This is a genomic window from Streptomyces sp. NBC_00209 (assembly GCF_045206345.1).
Classification (GTDB): Bacteria; Actinomycetota; Actinomycetes; order Streptomycetales; family Streptomycetaceae; genus Streptomyces.
On the sequence record NZ_CP108121.1, the window covers coordinates 900,410 to 917,878 of the forward strand.

The 17,469-nt window shown below is 72.7% G+C and carries 12 protein-coding genes; 3 read left to right on the forward strand and 9 right to left on the reverse strand.

Annotated features, from left to right (window positions below; all coding sequences use genetic code 11):
- Window positions 1-25 precede the first annotated feature (25 nt).
- Window positions 26-1,270, reverse strand: a complete 1,245-nt coding sequence (locus tag OG867_RS03995) for a beta-ketoacyl-[acyl-carrier-protein] synthase family protein (protein WP_406282805.1) — start codon at window positions 1,268-1,270, stop codon at window positions 26-28.
- The gene (locus OG867_RS04000; protein WP_026171182.1) at window positions 1,267-1,500 is read right to left on the reverse strand and encodes a phosphopantetheine-binding protein; all 234 of its coding nucleotides are present in this window, start codon (window positions 1,498-1,500) and stop codon (window positions 1,267-1,269) included. The genes OG867_RS03995 and OG867_RS04000 overlap by 4 nt, the downstream gene beginning before the upstream one ends.
- A gap of 327 nt (window positions 1,501-1,827) precedes the next feature.
- Between OG867_RS04000 and OG867_RS04005 the strand changes: the two genes are divergently transcribed.
- Window positions 1,828-3,378 (forward strand): peptidoglycan-binding protein, encoded by a 1,551-nt coding sequence (locus tag OG867_RS04005; protein ID WP_406282808.1) that lies wholly within the window; start codon window positions 1,828-1,830, stop codon window positions 3,376-3,378.
- 34 nt (window positions 3,379-3,412) lie between these two features.
- On the opposite strand, the gene OG867_RS04010 is transcribed toward OG867_RS04005, so the two are convergent.
- Complete coding sequence (locus OG867_RS04010) at window positions 3,413-3,979, reverse strand: dihydrofolate reductase family protein (RefSeq protein ID WP_406282811.1); 567 nt, start codon at window positions 3,977-3,979, stop codon at window positions 3,413-3,415.
- Between the two features lie 110 nt (window positions 3,980-4,089).
- Here OG867_RS04010 and OG867_RS04015 point away from each other — a divergent pair, with 110 nt between their 5' ends.
- Window positions 4,090-5,130: a hypothetical protein gene (locus OG867_RS04015; RefSeq protein ID WP_406282814.1), complete on the forward strand. Its 1,041-nt coding sequence runs from the start codon at window positions 4,090-4,092 to the stop codon at window positions 5,128-5,130.
- 148 nt (window positions 5,131-5,278) lie between these two features.
- Window positions 5,279-6,499, forward strand: a complete 1,221-nt coding sequence (locus tag OG867_RS04020; RefSeq protein WP_406282816.1) for an MFS transporter — start codon at window positions 5,279-5,281, stop codon at window positions 6,497-6,499.
- A gap of 71 nt (window positions 6,500-6,570) precedes the next feature.
- On the opposite strand, the gene OG867_RS04025 is transcribed toward OG867_RS04020, so the two are convergent.
- The 6 genes from OG867_RS04025 to OG867_RS04050 form a co-directional block, all read right to left on the reverse strand.
- Complete coding sequence (locus OG867_RS04025) at window positions 6,571-10,329, reverse strand: S8 family peptidase (protein WP_406282819.1); 3,759 nt, start codon at window positions 10,327-10,329, stop codon at window positions 6,571-6,573.
- A 128-nt stretch (window positions 10,330-10,457) separates the two neighbouring features.
- The gene (locus OG867_RS04030; RefSeq protein WP_406282822.1) at window positions 10,458-11,609 is read right to left on the reverse strand and encodes an XdhC family protein; all 1,152 of its coding nucleotides are present in this window, start codon (window positions 11,607-11,609) and stop codon (window positions 10,458-10,460) included.
- A 33-nt stretch (window positions 11,610-11,642) separates the two neighbouring features.
- Window positions 11,643-13,100, reverse strand: a complete 1,458-nt coding sequence (locus tag OG867_RS04035; RefSeq protein ID WP_406282825.1) for an NCS2 family permease — start codon at window positions 13,098-13,100, stop codon at window positions 11,643-11,645.
- A gap of 268 nt (window positions 13,101-13,368) precedes the next feature.
- Window positions 13,369-15,753, reverse strand: a complete 2,385-nt coding sequence (locus OG867_RS04040; protein WP_406282828.1) for a xanthine dehydrogenase family protein molybdopterin-binding subunit — start codon at window positions 15,751-15,753, stop codon at window positions 13,369-13,371.
- A 3-nt stretch (window positions 15,754-15,756) separates the two neighbouring features.
- Complete coding sequence (locus tag OG867_RS04045) at window positions 15,757-16,353, reverse strand: (2Fe-2S)-binding protein (protein ID WP_093704893.1); 597 nt, start codon at window positions 16,351-16,353, stop codon at window positions 15,757-15,759.
- Window positions 16,354-16,355: 2 nt separating this feature from the next.
- Window positions 16,356-17,246, reverse strand: coding sequence for a xanthine dehydrogenase family protein subunit M (locus OG867_RS04050; RefSeq protein WP_328903152.1), 891 nt, complete (start codon window positions 17,244-17,246; stop codon window positions 16,356-16,358).
- Window positions 17,247-17,469: the final 223 nt, after the last annotated feature.

A 17,469-nucleotide genomic window follows, 5' to 3' on the forward strand; every position in this document is an offset into this window, starting at 1 on the left:
GTCTGGTCCCTGGTCCTTGCCCCGGTCACCTGGTGAGGACGAGGGCCGCGTTGTGGCCCCCGAAGCCGAGCGAGGTCTTGACGGCCGCCTCGAACGCCGCGGGCCTGGCCTCCTTGCTCACCACCTCGACCGGGATGTCCGGGTCGGGGGCGTCGAGATTGACGGTGGGCGGTACGAGCTGGTGCTGAAGGGCGAGGACCGTGAGCGCGGTCTCGATGCCTCCGGCGGCGCCGAGGGTGTGGCCGGTCATCGCCTTGGTGGAGGTGACGAGGGGGTGCTCGCCCAGGACCCGGCGGAGCATGGCCGTCTCGATCAGGTCGTTGGAGACGGTGGAGGTGCCGTGCGCGTTGACGTGGCCGATGGCGGCGGGGTCGGTCCCGGCGTCCGCGAGGGCGGTGCGCAGCGCACGTTCGATGCCGAGCCCGTCGGGGTCGGGGGCGACGGCCGAGTAGGCGTCGCTGGAGGCGCCGTAGCCGGTGACGTGGGCGCGGACGGTGGCGCCCCGGGCGCGGGCGTGTTCGGGGCGTTCCAGGACGAGGAGTCCGGCGCCCTCGCCGACGACGAAGCCGTCGCGGTGGGTGTCGAAGGGGCGGCAGGCGGCCTGCGGGTCGTCCAGGCGGGTGGAGACGGCCTTCAGGCTGCAGGCGCTGGCGATCAGGAGCCGGGAGCAGACGGACTCGGCGCCACCGGCGACGACGATGTCGCAGGCACCGGTGCGCAGCATCTGGTGGGCGGTGCCGATGGCGACCGTGCCGGAGGAGCAGGCGGTGGAGACGGCCTGGCTGGGGCCGTGGGCGCCGAGGTCGGTGGCGACGCTGCTGGCGGCGCCGTTGACGACGGTGAGCGGGGCGAGCTTGGGCGAGACGCGGCGGGCGCCGCGTTCGGTGAGGACGGTGTGCTGTTCGTCGTAGAAGGGCAGGCCGCCGTGGGCGGAGCCGATGACGACGGCGACCCGGCCGCTGTCCCAGACGGCGGGGTCCAGGCCCGCGTCGGCGACGGCCTCGCGGGCGGCGATGACGGCGAGGTGCGAGAAGCGGTCCATCAGCCGGTGCGCGGCGACGCCGAGCACGGCCCGGGTGTCGAGGCCGGTCACGCTGTACATGAAGTCGCAGGGCAGACCGGCCAGTTCGGGCCGGTGCGGCACACAGGGCGCGGTCGCGGGGTCGTTCACGGCGCGCCAGGTGGCCTCGGCGCCGACGCCCGCCGAGGTGACGAGGCCGATGCCGGTGACGGCCGCGGCGAACGGCGGCAGGCGGTAGGGGGCCGTCACGCGGCGGCCTTGCGGCGCACGGCGTCGACCAGCTGGCCGACGGTGTCGCGCGAGGTGAGCTGGACGTCGTCCAGGTCGACGTCGAGCCGGTCCTCGATGAGGAGCCGCAGCTCCTCCAGCGCCAGCGAGTCCAGCCGGAGCTGCCTGAGGGGCACGTCGGGGCGGATCGCCACGGGGTCGGTTCCGAAGTTGGCCGTCAGCAAGGTGCTGATCTCGTCTGCCGTGCTCATGCTCATCGGGCGCTTCTCCGCTGTCGTACGCGGTGACGCCTTGCCGCGTGAGATGTGAGTGCCATCGGGGACGCCGGCCGGTCCGGAGTTCTCTGTTATACGCCCTGTCGGCGGCGGGCCCGGCCCGCGTTCCCCCGTGCGGTGGGCTGCCGTCCAGGTGTACGAATCCCATGCGGCGCGCGTGTGCTCACAGGCCGTCAACTCCGCCGGAGTGCACGCGCTTCAACACGCCCGTGGGCTGATTGTCATACCCGCGGTGGCTCTCTATCGTGAGCAGGCTTCGCGGCCCCCTGGCCCGTCCGCCCTCCCCACAGAGCAGGAGCAGGTATGCCCACACGCGCCGCCCGCACCCGGACCCGCGCCTCCCTCCTCGCGGCCCTCACCGCCACCGTCCTCGCCGCGACCGGCTCCCCGGCCCTCGCGGCGGCGGACCCCGCGCACCCGATGGACCGGGCGTTCACCCGGGCCGCCAGGGCGTTCGACGTACCGCGCGATCTGCTCGCCGCCGTCGGGTACGGCGAGACCCGCCTCGACGGCCACGCCGGACACCCCAGCCAGGCGGGCGGCTTCGGGGTGATGCACCTGGTCAGCAACCCGGTGCGGCACACCCTGGAACGGGCCGCCGCCCTCACCGGCGAACCGGCCGCCACCCTGCGCACCGACACCGCCGCCAACATCCTGGGCGGCGCGGCGCTGCTGCGCGGTTACGCGGACGGGCTGGGCCTTGACGCCGCGGACCGCGACGACCTCGACGCCTGGTACCCGGCCGTCGCCCGCTACAGCGGTACGCGGGGCACGACCGCCGCGCTCTACGCGGACTCGGTCTACACCTTCCTGGCCGACGGGCTCGACGCGCTCACCCCGGACGGCGAGCGGATCACGGTGACCGGGCGGCCGGTCTTCCCCGAGCGGGACGGTTCCCCGGCGGCGGACGTCGGTGCCCGGAGCGCCGACTACCCGGCCGCGCTCTGGGTCCCGGCCGACCCGAACAACTACACCAGCGGCCGGACCGCGAAGATCGACAAGATCGTCGTCCACGTCACGCAGGGCTCGTACGCGGGCTCGATCAGCTGGTTCCAGGACCCCGTGTCCGAGGTGAGCGCGCACTACGTGGTGCGGTCGTCGGACGGGCAGATCACCCAGATGGTGCGGGACGCCGACACCGCGTACCACGCGCGCAGCGCCAACGCCTCGGCGCTGGGCATCGAGCACGAGGGCTTCATCGACGACCCGACCTGGTTCACGGACGCGATGTACCGCTCGTCGGCCGCGCTGACCGCCTCGCTGTGCGAGAAGTACGGCATCCCGAAGGACCGGGCGCACATCATCGGGCACAGCGAGGCCCCGGGCAACGACCACACGGACCCCGGCCCGTACTGGGACTGGGACCGCTACATGGAGCTGGTCAAGGGCACCGGGACGGGCGGCGAGACCCGGGACGGGCTGAGCTTCACCACGTACACGACCCAGCGGTCCGGCTCGACGGGACCTCAGGTCACCGCCCTCCAGCGCCTGCTGAACGACCAGGGTTACGCGGCGGGCGAGGCGGACGGCAGCTTCGGGCCCGCCACGGCGGCCGCGGTGACCTCGTTCCAGTCGGCGCACGGCCTCGACGCGGACGGGGTCGTGGGGGCCAGGACGTGGACCGCGCTGCTGTCCGCCGGGGCGGCCCCGGAGCTCGCCGAGGACGCCACGGGCGAGGACGTGAAGCGGCTCCAGCGGGCCCTGACGGCGGCGCTGGGCTCGACCGTGGACGCGGACGGCAGCTTCGGCCCGGCGACCGCGACCGCGGTGCGCACCTACCAGACGGGGCGGGGGCTGACGGCCGACGGGATCGTGGGCCCCGGCACCTGGGCGGCGCTCCAGGCGGGCCGCTGACGGAGCGGTGGCGTCCCGGGCCCGCCCCGGGACGTCACCGGTCGGCGCGGTCGTAGCAGAGCTCCACGACCCCTGTGCCGAAGGTGCGGGTGCCGGTGAGGCGGAGGGGCCGCAGGGTCTCCTCGGCCGGGAACATCGGCTTGCCCCGGCCGATGAGGACCGGGTGGACGTAGACGCGGTACTGGTCGATCAGGTCGTGCGCCGCGAAGGAGGCGGCGAGATCGGCGCCGCCGAGGGCGAGGTCGCCGCCGGGCTGCTCCTTGAGGGCCCTGACCTCCTCGGGAACGACCTCGCGGACGATGGTGGTGTTCCAGTCGGCCCGTTCCAGCGTCCGTGAGTAGACGTACTTCGGCATGTCCCGCCAGATGACGGCGAAGTCGGCCATCGGGCCCTCGTTGGCGGGGTCCTGGTCGGCGGTGGGCCAGAAGCCCGCCATCAGCTCATGCGTGACGCGCCCGTCCAGCATGCCGCCCATACCGGCCAGTTGCTCGTTGAAGTACTGATGGAGCTCCTCGTCCACCGTATGCCAGTCGATGTTCCGGCCCGGGCCCTCGATGAAGCCGTCGAGGGACATCGACATCCAGTAGACGATCTTGCGCATCGGGTACCTCACCGGGCGTTCGGGGACGGGGCGGTGAACGCGGCCGACGTTACCGGCGGCGGGCCGACCGTTCCTTGACGCCGGGCCGGACCGGGGCGTAGGTGTCGGGCATGAGAATCGGAGAGGCGCGCGCCGCCGCCGCGCACTGGGTGGCCGCACACGCCCGCCCCGCGCCGGACTACCTGGGGGCCTACTTCAGCGGGTCCACGGTCGGGCGGCCGGACGACGCGGAGCTGCCGGTCTCCTCGGACGTGGACGTGGTCGTGGTGACGGAGGGGGCCGAGGCCCCGGCGAAGCCCGGCAAGCTCCCGCACCGGGGCGCGCTGCTGGAGATCACCTACGAGCCGTGGTCCCTGCTGGCCGACCCGGAAGCGGTACTGGGCGCGTACCACCTGGCGGGCGGCTTCCGCCGGGACACCGTCATCGACGACCCCACGGGGCGGCTGCGCGCGCTGCACGCGTACGTCGCACCGCGCTTCGCCCGGCGGGACCACGTACGGCGGCGGTGTCTGGACGCCCGGCACCGCGTCGAGACCCGTCTCACCGCCCTCGACACCACACAGCCGTTCGCGACCCGCGTGATGGCCTGGCTCTTCCCCACCGGGGTCACCACACACCTCCCGCTGGTGGCCGCCCTGCGCAACCCGACCGTCCGGCTGCGCTACCCCGCCGTGCGCGACGTGCTCACCGCCTACGGGCAGGAGGCGCTGTATCCGGAGCTGCTGGCGCTCCTGGGCTGCGCGGAGGTGTCCGCACCGCTGGTCCGGCACCATCTCACCGAGCTGACAAGGACGTTCGACGCCACCGCCCCCGTCGTACGCACGCCGTTCTTCTTCACCAGCGACCTCACCGAGCGGGCGCGGCCCGTCGCCGTCGACGGCAGCCGGGAGCTGATCGACCGGGGCGACCACCGGGAGGCGGTGTTCTGGATCCTGGCGACCTTCGCCCGCTGCCACACCGTGCTGGCCGTGGACGCGCCCGCGCTGCACACCGCCCGGCTCCCGGCCTTCCGGGAGGCGGTCGCCGACCTCACCGGCATCGCGGACACCGGGGACCTGCTCGCCCGCCGCGACGAGGTGCTGCGCTTCGTGCCCCGGCTGTGGGCGGTCACGGAGGAGATCCTGGCGGCCAATCCGGAGATCGTCGGGTAGGGCGGGGCTCTGCTACCTTGCCCGCGTGTCTCTTCCTCGTGCGTAGGACCCCGTCGAGACCGCGCCCGGCGTACTGGGTGCGGCGCTCCGGTGTCCCCGCATACCCGTGGCGCGGCGAGTCCGCGCCGCCCTCCCGAGGAAGACCCTCGTGTCCACTCCTTCGTACGTCGCCGTCCTGCGCGTGCCGCACGCCGCGCGCGCCTTCGCCGCCGCGCTGACCGGGCGGCTCTCCTACGGAATCGCCCCGCTCGCCCTGCTGCTCGCCGTCAGGGACGCCACCGGCTCCTACTCCGCCGCCGGTACCGTGATGGCCCTGTTCGGGGCCGCCAGTGTGTTCCTGTCCCCCGCCCGTGCCGGGCTGATCGACCGGTACGGGGCGCGCCGCGCCCTGCCGCCGATGGCCGGTCTGTACGCGGTGCTGCTCACCGTCCTCGCCCTGGTCACCTGGCGGCCGGGCACGTCCCCCGTGGTCCTCGGGGCCCTCGCCACGGCGGCCGGGGTCTGCACTCCGCCGCTCGGCCCGGTCATGCGGACGGTGTGGAGCGACCTCGTACCCGACCGGGAGCTGCTGCGCCGCGCGTACAGCCTGGACGGGGTGGCCGAGGAACTGCTGTACGTCTCCGGGCCGTTGCTGGTGGGCGTCGCGGTGACGGTGACCGGGCCCGCCGCCGCCGTGCTGGCCGGTGCGGTACTGATCGCGGTGGGGGCGGGGGCGCTGGCGGCCTCGCACGCCGTGCCGCGCGGGAAGCCGGACCACCGCACGGCGGCCGACGGACCGGCCGCGCCCGGTCTGCGGCTGAGCGCCGTGCCCGCGCTGCGGCGGGCCGTGCTGCTGACGGCGGCCGTGGGGCTCTGCCTCGGGGCGCTCGACCTGCTGGCGGTGGCCCTCACCGAGGCGATGCACCGGGCGTCGGCGGTGTCCTGGGTGCTGGCCGCCCTGTCGGCGACGAGCTCCGTCGGGGGTCTGGCCTACGGGGTGCTGCGGTGGCGGGCCCCGCTCGGGGTGCGGCTGCCGCTGCCGGCCGCCGGGCTGTCCGGCGCGGTGGCGGCGGCCGGTCTCGCGGGCAACGTGTACGTGCTGATCGCCGTGGTCGGCGCGGCCGGGCTGTTCCTCGCACCGGCGCTCACGACCGCCTACCTGATCGCGGACGAGTCGGCGGACGCGGCCCGGCGCACCCGGGCGGGCGCCTGGGTCAACACCGCGTTCAACGCGGGCTCGTCGGGCGGCACGGCGGCGGTGGGGCTGCTGGTGGGCCGGCTGCCGCTCGCCCTGTGCTGCGCGGTGGCGGCGGCGCCGGCGCTGCTGTGCGCGGCGGCGATGTGGGGCGCCGGTGTCCGGACGGGGCCCGAGGTGGTGAAGGCGGTCTGACGCACGGAGACGGCCGCCCACCCCGGGAAGGGGTGAGCGGCCGCCTCGTACGCGGGTTCAGCGGAAGCGGGTCACTTCAGGCCGAACGCCCGGATGATCTCCTGGTCCACCGCGAGGCCGCCGGCGGCCTCGGCGTGGGCCTTGAGCGAGACCGCCTTGGCGCCCTTCTTCGGGGTCTTGAACCGGGCGGTCCAGGATCCCGTCCGGTCCTTGTCGAGCGACACCGGGCTCCAGGTCTTCCCGTCGTCGTAACTCACCGACAGGCGGGCCTTCGTGGCCTTCACGGCGCCGTTCAACCACTCCTGCGTGGTGGACGACAGTCCGATCTCGGCCCACTTCCCGGCCCGCACGTCACCGGCGAGGTCCGTGGCGACGTCGTAGTCCAGCTGGAGCATCGGGATGTCCACCTGGTACGGGCCCTCAGGGTCGAGGGCGCCCGAGACGAACGACCACTCCGAGTGGGTGCGTACGGACGTCTTCCAGGTGTCCGCGTCGCGCGAGGCGTCGAGCACCAGGCGGTAGGGCAGCTTCTCGTCGGGCAGGTCGCCGATGTAGCCGGCCCGGCCCGGGGACTCGTCCAGCACCTTGTCGCCCTGGTAGACCGTCACCTTGCCGGTGTCGTACTCCTTGTCCGGCATGGAGCCCGAGTGCCCGGCCCCGGCGTCCGTCCACGGGGTGATGTTGTACTGGATGTCACCGTACTGCGAACGGTTCGGGCCCCAGTAGGCGGTGCCCAGGCGCGGCCGGGTGATGGGCGCGAACCACTGGGCCCTGCTGGTGGAGCCGGCCCGGTAGTCCATCTCGCCGCCGCGCTCCTCCAGCGCGGTGTCGCTGCCCTCCTCGTTGAACTGGGAGTGGTTCTCGTACCAGAAGGAGGCGCCCGGCAGCGGGTTGACCCACTCGGTGCGGGTGCCGGGGAACTTCTCGTACTCCTCGAAGCCGAGCCCGGGGCCGTACTCGGGGATGTCGTAGCGGAAGCCGCCGCCGACGACGTCGCGGTGGCCGTAGAAGGCGTTCTGGATCTTCGCCAGGTCACGGGTGGCCGGGGCGAAGGCGAGCGAGCGGTTCGGGACGGTGCCGTCGTGACGGTCCACCAGGTCGTAGACGTAGCTCGCGTACTTGTGCTGCTCGACGGTCAGTTTCTCGCCGTGCTGCGCGGCCTTGACCAGGCTCTCGCCGGCGATCCGCTGGACGGAGAGCACCGGGATGGGAAGCGTGGTGCCCCAGTCCGCGTAGGACTCCATCAGCCGGCCGTCGCCGCGGTTGACGACGAACAGCGCCTTGGCGCCGGCGGCGATCGCTGCGGCGGCGCGGTCGGCCGGGGACACCGTGTCACTGGCGCGGATGACCACGGCCATGCCCTTGGCGTCCACGCGCTTGTAGTCGGCGGCGGAACCGTTGCCCGCGAAGACGCTGCGGAGCTTGCCCCTGCTGTCCTCGGCGATCGCCGATCCGCCCTGCGGGGTGACCGGGACGTCCCGGCCGTCGGACGTCAGGTCGATGAGCTTCTCGCCCTGGCGCCAGCGGGTCAGGAAGGAGAAGTCACCCTGGGTGACCTTCTTGGTGGGGCTCGCCCACAGCTGGTCGTACGTCAGCGGGATCTGGTACGCGTCACGCTGGACGGTACCGTCGGGTGCGGTGCGCGCCATGTCGTAGCGCAGCTGGCGGGTCTCGGTCTCCTTCGGCGTGCTCACGCTGATCTTGCGGGCCTTGGAGGCGTCGAGGGTGGCCGTGACCGGCTTGTCGAGGATGATTTCGGGGGCCGCGAGGAAGGCGATGGCCTTGGAGTCGGCGGTGTCGCCCTTGACGTCGGCGGCGGCCCAGGCGGTGTAGTTGCCCGGGGGCAGCCGCAGCGTGGTGTCGCCGGAGACCGCGATCGGCGACAGGTTCGGGTCGCCGAGGGCGCCGAGCACGACGGTGCCGTCCATGGGCTTGCCGGAGCGGTCGCGGAGCCGGAGCGTGAGGTCGTAGAGCTCCTGCTCCTTGGTGAGCGCGAAGCCGGTGTGCGCGACGACGGCGCCCGAGGCGTCCTTGGCGACGACCTGGCCGGAGAACGTGGTGCCCGCGTCCACCTTCGACGGGTCGAGCGTGAGGACGGCCTCGGCGGTGGAGCCGGCCGGGACCGTCAGCTGCTTCACGGACAGCGTGTACGCGTCCGAGTCGCTGTCCGTCGCCAGGTCGAGGGTGACGTCGGCGGTGCCGGTGTTGCGGTAGGTGAGGGTGCGCTCGGCGACCGGGTCGGAGGCGCTGTGCGGCCAGTCGTACGCGGCGACCTCGACGGAGCCCGTGGCCTCGATGGTCGTGTCGATGGCGGCCTTCACGTCGAGGCGGCCGGTGCCCTGCTCGTACGGGGTGTAGTCGGGCAGCACCTTGGACGAGGTCATCAGCGCGTCCTTGATGCGCTGACCGGACCAGTCGGGGTGGCGCTGCTTGACGATGGCGGCGGCGCCCGCGACGTGCGGGGTGGCCATCGACGTACCGGACATCGACTGGTACATGCCCTCGATGCCGGGGACGGACTGCGAGGCGGCGGCGTTGATGTCGACACCGGGCGCGGACAGGTCCGGCTTCAGGCCGTAGCTGCGCACCAGCGGGCCCATGGACGAGAAGTCGGCGCGGCCGTCCTGCTTGTCGACGGCGGCGACGGTGAGCGCCTTGTCGGCGGAGCCGGGCGAGCCGATGGTGCCCGCGCCGTACGCGTTGCCGGCGGCGATCACGAAGAGCGGGCCGCCGTCCGCGGAGAGGGTGTTGACGGCCTGGGACATGGGGTCGGTGCCGTCGTCGGCGACCGGTGAGCCGAGGCTCATGGAGACGACGTCGGCGCCCTCCGCCTTGGCCCACTCCATGGCCTCGATGATCCCGGAGTCGGCGCCGGAGCCCTCGTTGCTGAGGACCTTGCCGACGAGCAGCCCGGCCTCGGGGGCGACGCCCTTGTTGACGCCGTCGGACGCGGCGCCCGAGCCGGCGATGGTGGAGGCGACGTGCGTGCCGTGGCCGTTCTTGTCGTCGACCTCCTCACCCGGGACGAAGCTCTTCGTCTCCAGGATGCGGTCCTTGACGTCCGGGTGGTCCTCGTCGATGCCGGTGTCCAGGACGGCGACCTTGATGCCCTTGCCGTCGTAGCCCTCGGCCCACGCCTGCGGGGCGTTGATCTGCGGCACGGAGTCCTTGAGCGCGGCCTCGGCGCGGCCGTCGAGCCAGAGCTTGGCGATGCCGTTGTCCAGCGAACGGGCCGTGGCGGTGCGCGCGATGTCGTTCCAGAAGGCGCGGGCGGTGTCCTTGCCGGCCTTGAGGGCGGCGCCGTGGATGGACTCCAGCTGCCGGACGGTCCTGCTGCCGCGCGGGGCGACGGGCAGCGAACGGGCCTTGGACGCGGGGTAGGTGGCGATCAGCGGGATGCCGCCGGTCTTCTTGTCGTCGTAGCCCATCTTCGCGAGCGCCGAGACGTTGAAGAGGCGGCGGTCCAGCTTGCCGGCCGCGAGAAGGCTCTGCGCCTCGTCGGGCAGGACGTAGATGTCGTCCCCGGCCTGCTGGACGTGGACGCCGCCGGTCGCGCCCTCGGGGCGGTCCACGGTGACGGTGTCCTGGTGGCCCGCGCCGTCGGCGTAGTGGACGACGTCACCGGTGACGAGGGTGATGTCGTAGCGGTGAACGGGCTCCGCGGCGGGGGTGGTTGCCGTGGTGAGGGAAGCGGGGGCGGCGTACGCGGCGCCCGTGACGGGCAGCAGCGCGCCGCTCATCAGGGCCGCGGCGGTGGCTATGACGAGGGTGCGTCGCCCGGCGCGTGCGGGTCTCGCCCGGCCGGTCGCGGTGGAGGGGGAGAAAGTCATGGGTGATGATCTACCGGTAAACCGGCCGCCGCGGGACGGTCCGCGCCTGGCGCGAATGTGCCGTGGCGGCTAACCGCCGGTACCGGACGAAGTGCTGCGAGGGCGAGTTCAGGCCACCTCAGGCCACCTCAGGCCACCGAGCCGATGCGCCCCGCCGGGGGCAGCCCGCCGGGGTGGTGGATCGGGGTGTGCGCGCCGGTCAGCGGGGCGCCGCTGCCGCCGCGCCGGGCGGCGACGATCTCGGCGGCGATCGACAGGGCCGTCTCCTCGGGCGTACGCGCTCCGAGGTCGAGCCCGATCGGCGAGTGCAGCCGGGCCAGCTCCAGCTCGGTGACCCCGGCCTCGCGCAGCCGTTCGTTGCGCTGGAGGTGGGTGCGGCGGGAGCCCATCGCGCCGACGTACGCGACGGGCAGCTTGAGCGCCGCCTCCAGCAGGGGCACGTCGAACTTGGCGTCGTGCGTCAGGACGCACAGGACCGTGCGGGCGTCCACCGCGGTTCCGGCCAGATAGCGGTGCGGCCAGTCCACGACCAGCTCGTCGGCGTCCGGGAAGCGGGCCTTCGTCGCGAAGACGGGCCGCGCGTCGCACACCGTGACGTGGTAGCCGAGGAACTTGCCGGCCCGGACCAGGGCCGAGGCGAAGTCGATGGCCCCGAACACGATCATCCGGGGCGGCGGCACGCTGGACTCCACGAGCAGCGTGAGGGGCTGTCCGCAGCGCGAGCCGTCGGCGCCGATGGTGAGGGCGCCGGTGCGGCCCTGGTCCAGCAGGGCGCGGGTCTCGGCGACCGCGGTGCGGTCCAGCTCGGGGTGTCCGCCGAGCCCGCCCTCGTAACGGCCGTCGGGGTGCACCAGGAGGGGCCGGCCGAGGAGTTCGGCGGGCCCGTCGGTGATCCGGGCGACCGCGGCCGCCTCCCCCCGTACGGCGGCGGCGAGCGCGGCGGCGTACACCGGGCGGGCGGGGTCGTCCACCCGGACCGGGGTCACCAGGATGTCGATGACGCCGCCGCAGGTCAGGCCGACCGCGAAGGCGTCCTCGTCGCTGTAGCCGAAGCGTTCGAGGCGGGTCAGGCCGTCCTCCAGCGCCTCCTGGCACAGCTCGTACACCGCCCCCTCCACACACCCGCCGGAGACCGAGCCGATCGCCGTGCCGTCGCGGTCGACGGCCAGCGCGGCCCCCGGCTGGCGGGGGGCGCTGCCGCCGACGGCGACGACGGTGGCCACGGCGAAATCGCGTCCCTGCCCGGCCCAGCGGTCGAGCTCTTCGGCGATGTCCAGCATCTCGGTCTCCTTGGCGGATGGGTGAAGGGCGGGTCAGCTGACGCCGAGCCAGCTCTCGATCGGGTGCAGGGCGAAGTAGACGACGAAGATCACCGTCAGGCCCCACATGAACGCGCCGACCTCGCGGGCCCGGCCCTGGGCGGCCTTGATGGCGACGTACGAGATGACGCCCGCCGCCACACCGGTGGTGATGGTGTACGTGAACGGCATCAGGACCACCGTCAGGAACACCGGGATGGCCACGGAGCGGTCGCTCCAGTCCACTTGCCGGGCGTTCTGCATCATCATCGCGCCGATGACGACGAGAGCGGCGGAGGCCACCTCGGCGGGCACGATCGCGGTGAGCGGGGTGAAGAAGAGGCAGGCGGCGAAGAACAGGCCGGTGACGACGGACGCCAGACCGGTCCTGGCCCCCTCGCCGACGCCGGTCGCGGACTCCACGAAGACCGTCTGCCCGGAACCGCCGGCGACACCGCCGATGGCCCCGCCTGCGCCGTCGATGAACAGCGCCTTCGACAGGCCGGGCATGCGGCCCTTGTCGTCGGCGAGCCCGGCCTCCGTACCGACACCGATGATGGTGGCCATGGCGTCGAAGAAGCCGGCGAGCACCAGGGTGAAGACGATGAAGCCGACGGTCATCGCGCCGACGTCGCCCCAGCCGCCGAAGTCGACGTCGCCGAAGAGCGAGAAGTCCGGCGAGGAGACCGCGGAGCCCTTGAGCTCCGGCGGGCCGCTGCTCCAGATCTTGGGATCGACGTCCGCGGCCTTGTTGATCACGAAGGCGACCACGGTGCCGACGACGATGCCGATGAGGATCGCGCCGGGGATGTTGCGGGCCTGGAGCATGAAGATCAGCAGCAGGGTGACCGCGAAGACGAGGACCGGCCAGCCGGCGAGTTCACCGGCCGGGCCGAGGGTCACCGGGGTCGCGGTGCCCTTGCCGACGAATCCGGCCTTGAAGAGCCCGATCAGGGCGATGAACAGGCCGATTCCCATCGTGATGCCGTGCTTCAGCGGGAGCGGGATCGCGTTCATGATCAGCTCACGCAGACCGGTGACCACCAGGAGGCAGATCACCACGCCGTACATCACGCACATGCCCATGGCCTGGGGCCAGGTCATTTCGGGGGCGACCTGCGAGGACAGGACGCCGGAGACGCTGAGGCCCGCGGCGAGCGCGAGCGGGACCTTGCCGACGAAGCCCATGAGCAGGGTGGTCACCGCCGCCGCGAGCGCGGTGGCGGTGATCAGGGCGGGCTGGCTGAGCAGATTGCCGTCGACGTCCTTGCCGCCGAGGATCAGCGGGTTGAGCAGAAGGATGTACGCCATGGCCATGAAGGTCGTGACGCCGCCGCGCACTTCCCGGGCCACGGTCGAACCGCGGTCGGATATGTGGAAGTACCGGTCGAGCCACGATCTGCCGGCGGGGACGCGCGAGCCGGGGCCCGCGTCCTCCGCACCGGTCTTCGGCTGCACTGACTGCTGGGTCATGATGCCTGACTCCCAAGGTTCACAGGGGCACCCGCGATGAAGAATCGAAATGCGGGATTTGGGATGACTGCGCTGGCGGCACGACCCGGGGGACGGCCCGAGACGAACTGTTCATGCAGGAGGGAACGGAACGGGTGGTGCTGTTCCGGTGCGGGGGGGGTCGGGGCCGCGAGCGGGGCGGGACCCTGGGCCTCCGGGCGGTGCGGGCCGGGAAGTGTGACGTTCGCCGGTGGCGCGCACCGCCCGGAGAGCTGGTGGCGGAGCCTCGTCAGACGCCGGTGAGGTGTTCCGGCCGGACCGGCGTCCGGTCGAGCTCCAGACCCGTCGCGTTCCGGATCGCCGCGAGGACGGCCGGGGTGGACGACAGGGTCGGGGCCTCGCCGATGCCGCGCAGCCCGTACGGGGCGTGGTCGTCGGCGAGTTCGAGCACGTCGACCGGGATGGTCGGCGTGTCGAGGATGGTGGGGAGGAGGTAGTCCGTGAAGGAGGGGTTGCGCACCTTCGCGGTCACCGGGTCGACGATGATCTCCTCCATGACGGCGATGCCCATCCCCTGGATGGTGCCGCCCTGGATCTGGCCGACGACCGACAGCGGGTTGAGCGCCTTGCCGACGTCCTGGGCGCAGGCCAGTTCGATGACCTTGACCAGGCCGAGCTCGGTGTCGACCTCGACCACCGCGCGGTGCGCGGCGAAGGAGTACTGGACGTGGCCGTTGCCCTGTCCGGTGCGCAGGTCGAAGGGCTCGGTGGGCCGGTGGCGCCACTCCAGCTCGATGTCGATCGCCTCGTCCTCCAGGACGTCCGCGATGTCGGCCAGCACCTCGCCGCCGTCGGTGACGACCTTGCCGCCCTCCAGCAGGAGTTCGGCGGTGGCCCAAGCGGGGTGGTAGGTGCCGAGCTTGCGGCGGCCGAGCTCCAGGAGCTGTTCGCGGACGGCCTCGCAGGAGTTCTTGACCGCGCCGCCGGTGACGTACGTCTGACGGGACGCGGAGGTCGATCCGGCGGAGCCCACCTGGGTGTCGGCGGGGTGGATGGTGACCTGGGCGACGCCGAGTTCGGTACGGGCGATCTGGGCGTGCACCGTGACGCCGCCCTGCCCGACCTCGGCCATGGCGGTGTGGACAGTCGCGACGGGTTCGCCGCCGATGACCTCCATGCGGACCCGGGCGGTGGAGTAGTCGTCGAAGCCCTCGGAGAAGCCGACGTTCTTCAGGCCGACCGCGTAGCCGATGCCCCGCACGACGCCCTCGCCGTGAGTGGTGTTGGACAGGCCGCCGGGCAGGGCGCGTACGTCGGCGTGCTCGCCGGCGCTCTCCCACTGGCGCTCGGGCGGCAGCGGCATGGCCTTGACGCGGCGCAGCAGTTCGGCGACCGGGGCGGGCGAGTCGACCGGCTGTCCGGTGGGCAGCAGGGTGCCCTGTTCCATGGCGTTGAGCTGCCGGAACTCGACCGGGTCCAGGTCCAGTTCGGCGGCCAGCTTGTCCATCTGCGCCTCGTAGGCGAAGCACGCCTGGACGGCGCCGAAGCCGCGCATGGCGCCGCACGGGGGGTTGTTGGTGTAGAGGGCGATGGCCTCGATGTCGACGTCCTCGATGACGTACGGGCCGACGGCCAGCGAGGAGGCGTTGCCGACGACGGCCGGGGACGCGGAGGCGTAGGCGCCGCCGTCGAGGACGATGCGGCACTTCATGTGCGTGAGCTTGCCGTCGCGGGTGGCGCCGTGCTCGTAGTGGAGGCGGGCCGGGTGCCGGTGGACGTGCCCGAAGAAGGACTCGAAGCGGTTGTAGACGATCTTCACGGGCTTGCCGGTGCGCAGCGCGAGCAGGCAGGCGTGGATCTGCATCGACAGGTCCTCGCGTCCGCCGAAGGCGCCGCCGACGCCGGAGAGCGTCATGCGGACCTTGTCCTCGGGCAGGCCGAGGACGGGCGCGATCTGGCGCAGGTCGGAGTGGAGCCACTGGGTCGCCACGTACAGGTCAACGCCGCCGTCCTCGGTGGGCACGGCGAGGCCGGACTCGGGCCCCAGGAACGCCTGGTCCTGCATGCCGAAGTAGTAGTCGCCCTTGACGATCACATCGGCCCGGGCCTCGGCCGCGGCCGCGTCGCCGCGGACGATCGGCTGGCGGTGGACGATGTTGGGGTGCGGCACATGGCCGATGTGGTGGTCGTCGCGGCCCTCGTGGATGAGGGGGGCGCCGGGCGCCGTCGCGGACGCCTCGTCGGTGACGACGGGCAGCTCGCGGTAGTCGATCCGGATCTTCGCGGCGGCGCGGCGGGCCGTCTCCGGGTGGTCGGCGGCGACGAGCGCGACGGGCTCGCCGTGGTGGCGGACCCGTCCGTGGGCGAGGACGGGGGTGTCCTGGATCTCCAGGCCGTAGTTCTTCATCGCGGTCGGCAGGTCGTCGTAGGTGAGGACCGCGTAGACGCCGGAGGTGGCCAGCGCCTCGGAGACGTCGATGGAGACGATCTCGGCGTGCGCGACGGTGGAGCGCAGGGTGTGGCCCCAGAGCATGTCCTCGTGCCACATGTCCGAGGAGTACGCGAACTCGCCGGTGACCTTCAGGATGCCGTCGGGGCGCAGCGTGGACTCGCCGATGCCGCCCTTGGTGCGGCTGCCCTGGTTGATGTTGGTGGGGGAACCGGTAACGCCCATGGCTCAGACCGTCTCTTCCGCGCGGGCGGCCGCGAGGCGGACCGCGTCGAGGATCTTCTCGTAGCCGGTGCAGCGGCAGAGGTTGCCGGAGAGCGCCTCGCGGATGTCCGCGTCGGACGGCTGCGGGGTGCGCTCCAGGAGCTCGTCGGCCGCGACCAGGAGGCCGGGGGTGCAGAAGCCGCACTGGACGGCTCCGGCGTCGATGAACGCCTGCTGGATCGGCGAGAGCTCGCCGGTGTCGCGGGTCTCGTCGCCCGCGGCCGGCTCGGCCTTCCAGCGCTTGGCCCGGTCCAGCGAGGTGCCGCAGGCGCCGGAGGCGCAGCCGGTGCCGGGGTGGGCCTCGGCGCGGTGGGCGGCGAAGTCGGCCAGACCTTCTACGGTGACGACGTCGCGGCCCTCGACCTGGCCGGCGGCGACCAGGCAGGAGCAGACGGGGACGCCGTCGAGGCGGACGGTGCAGGAGCCGCACTCGCCCTGCTCGCAGGCGTTCTTGGAGCCGGGCAGACCCATGCGCTCGCGCAGGACGTAGAGGAGGGACTCGCCCTCCCAGACGTCGTCGGCCTCGTGGCGGCGGCCGTTGACCGTGAAATTGACACGCATGATCAGGCGGCTCCTTCGGTGCTGCGGCCGTTGCCGCGGTATGACTCCCAGGCCCAGCCGAGGGTGCGGCGGGCCATGATCCCGACGGCGTGCCGGCGGTAGCTCGCGGTGCCGCGCACATCGTCGATCGGGTTGCAGGCGCCGGCGGCGAGGGTGGCGAACTGCTGGGCGACGGACGGCGTGATGATCGTGCGGCTGTCCCAGAAACCGCCCTCCTCCAGCGCGGCGTTCAGGAACTCCTCGGCCTCCTTCGCCCGTACGGGTGTCGGGGCGGCCGATCCGATGCCGGTGCGGACCGTGCGGGTCTCGGGGTGCAGGGCGAGGCCGAAGGCGCAGACGGCGATGACCATCGCGTTGCGGGTGCCGACCTTGGAGTACTGCTGCGGCCCGTCGGCCCTCTTGATGTGCACGGCCCGGATCAGCTCGTCCGGTTCGAGGGCGTTGCGCTTGACGCCGGTGTAGAAGGCGTCGATGGGGATCATCCGGGTGCCGCGTACGGACTCGGCCTCCACCTCGGCACCCGCGGCGAGCAGGGCGGGGTGGGCGTCACCGGCCGGGGAGGCGGTGCCGAGGTTGCCGCCGACGCCGCCGCGGTTGCGGATCTGCGGGGACGCGACGGTGTGCGAGGCGAGCGCGAGACCGGGCAGCTCGGCCCGCAGGTGCTCCATGATCTGGCTGTACGGGACCGAGGCGCCGAGCCGTACGCTCTCCTGGCCCACCTCCCACTCGGTGAGCTCACCGATGCGGTTGAGGTCCAGGAGGTATGCGGGGCGCCGGTGGTCGAAGTTGATCTCGACCATCACATCGGTGCCCCCGGCGATGGGCACAGCCGTCGGGTGCTCGGCCTTGGCGGCGAGCGCCTCCTCCCAGCTTGCGGGGCGAAGGAAGTCCATGGTGGCTCTCTTCTTCTCAATCGGGTCTTCACGCTGGGCTGGGTGACGGCCGGCCCTCGAACTCGTTCATGTCTTGTTCACGCGGTGTGTGGCCCAGTACACAAGCCCTGCTCCACCTGGTGCAGTCACCGAACCCATGAAGCAGTTGGCTGGTCTCCGCTCATGTCTTGTAGATTCGAACGAATGGCGGGGCTCAACAGCCTCACCGCAACACCCAGACTTC

What these genes read in the sequence shown, in the direction of transcription:
- OG867_RS04000 (WP_026171182.1), bottom strand. Translation starts at nt 1,500, where the DNA reads ATGAGCACGGCAGACGAGATCAGCACCTTGCTGACGGCCAACTTCGGA.
- OG867_RS04005 (WP_406282808.1), top strand. Translation starts at nt 1,828, where the DNA reads ATGCCCACACGCGCCGCCCGCACCCGGACCCGCGCCTCCCTCCTCGCG.
- OG867_RS04010 (WP_406282811.1), bottom strand. Translation starts at nt 3,979, where the DNA reads ATGCGCAAGATCGTCTACTGGATGTCGATGTCCCTCGACGGCTTCATC.
- OG867_RS04015 (WP_406282814.1), top strand. Translation starts at nt 4,090, where the DNA reads ATGAGAATCGGAGAGGCGCGCGCCGCCGCCGCGCACTGGGTGGCCGCA.
- OG867_RS04025 (WP_406282819.1), bottom strand. Translation starts at nt 10,329, where the DNA reads ATGACTTTCTCCCCCTCCACCGCGACCGGCCGGGCGAGACCCGCACGC.
- OG867_RS04030 (WP_406282822.1), bottom strand. Translation starts at nt 11,609, where the DNA reads ATGCTGGACATCGCCGAAGAGCTCGACCGCTGGGCCGGGCAGGGACGC.
- OG867_RS04035 (WP_406282825.1), bottom strand. Translation starts at nt 13,100, where the DNA reads ATGACCCAGCAGTCAGTGCAGCCGAAGACCGGTGCGGAGGACGCGGGC.
- OG867_RS04040 (WP_406282828.1), bottom strand. Translation starts at nt 15,753, where the DNA reads ATGGGCGTTACCGGTTCCCCCACCAACATCAACCAGGGCAGCCGCACC.
- OG867_RS04045 (WP_093704893.1), bottom strand. Translation starts at nt 16,353, where the DNA reads ATGCGTGTCAATTTCACGGTCAACGGCCGCCGCCACGAGGCCGACGAC.
- OG867_RS04050 (WP_328903152.1), bottom strand. Translation starts at nt 17,246, where the DNA reads ATGGACTTCCTTCGCCCCGCAAGCTGGGAGGAGGCGCTCGCCGCCAAG.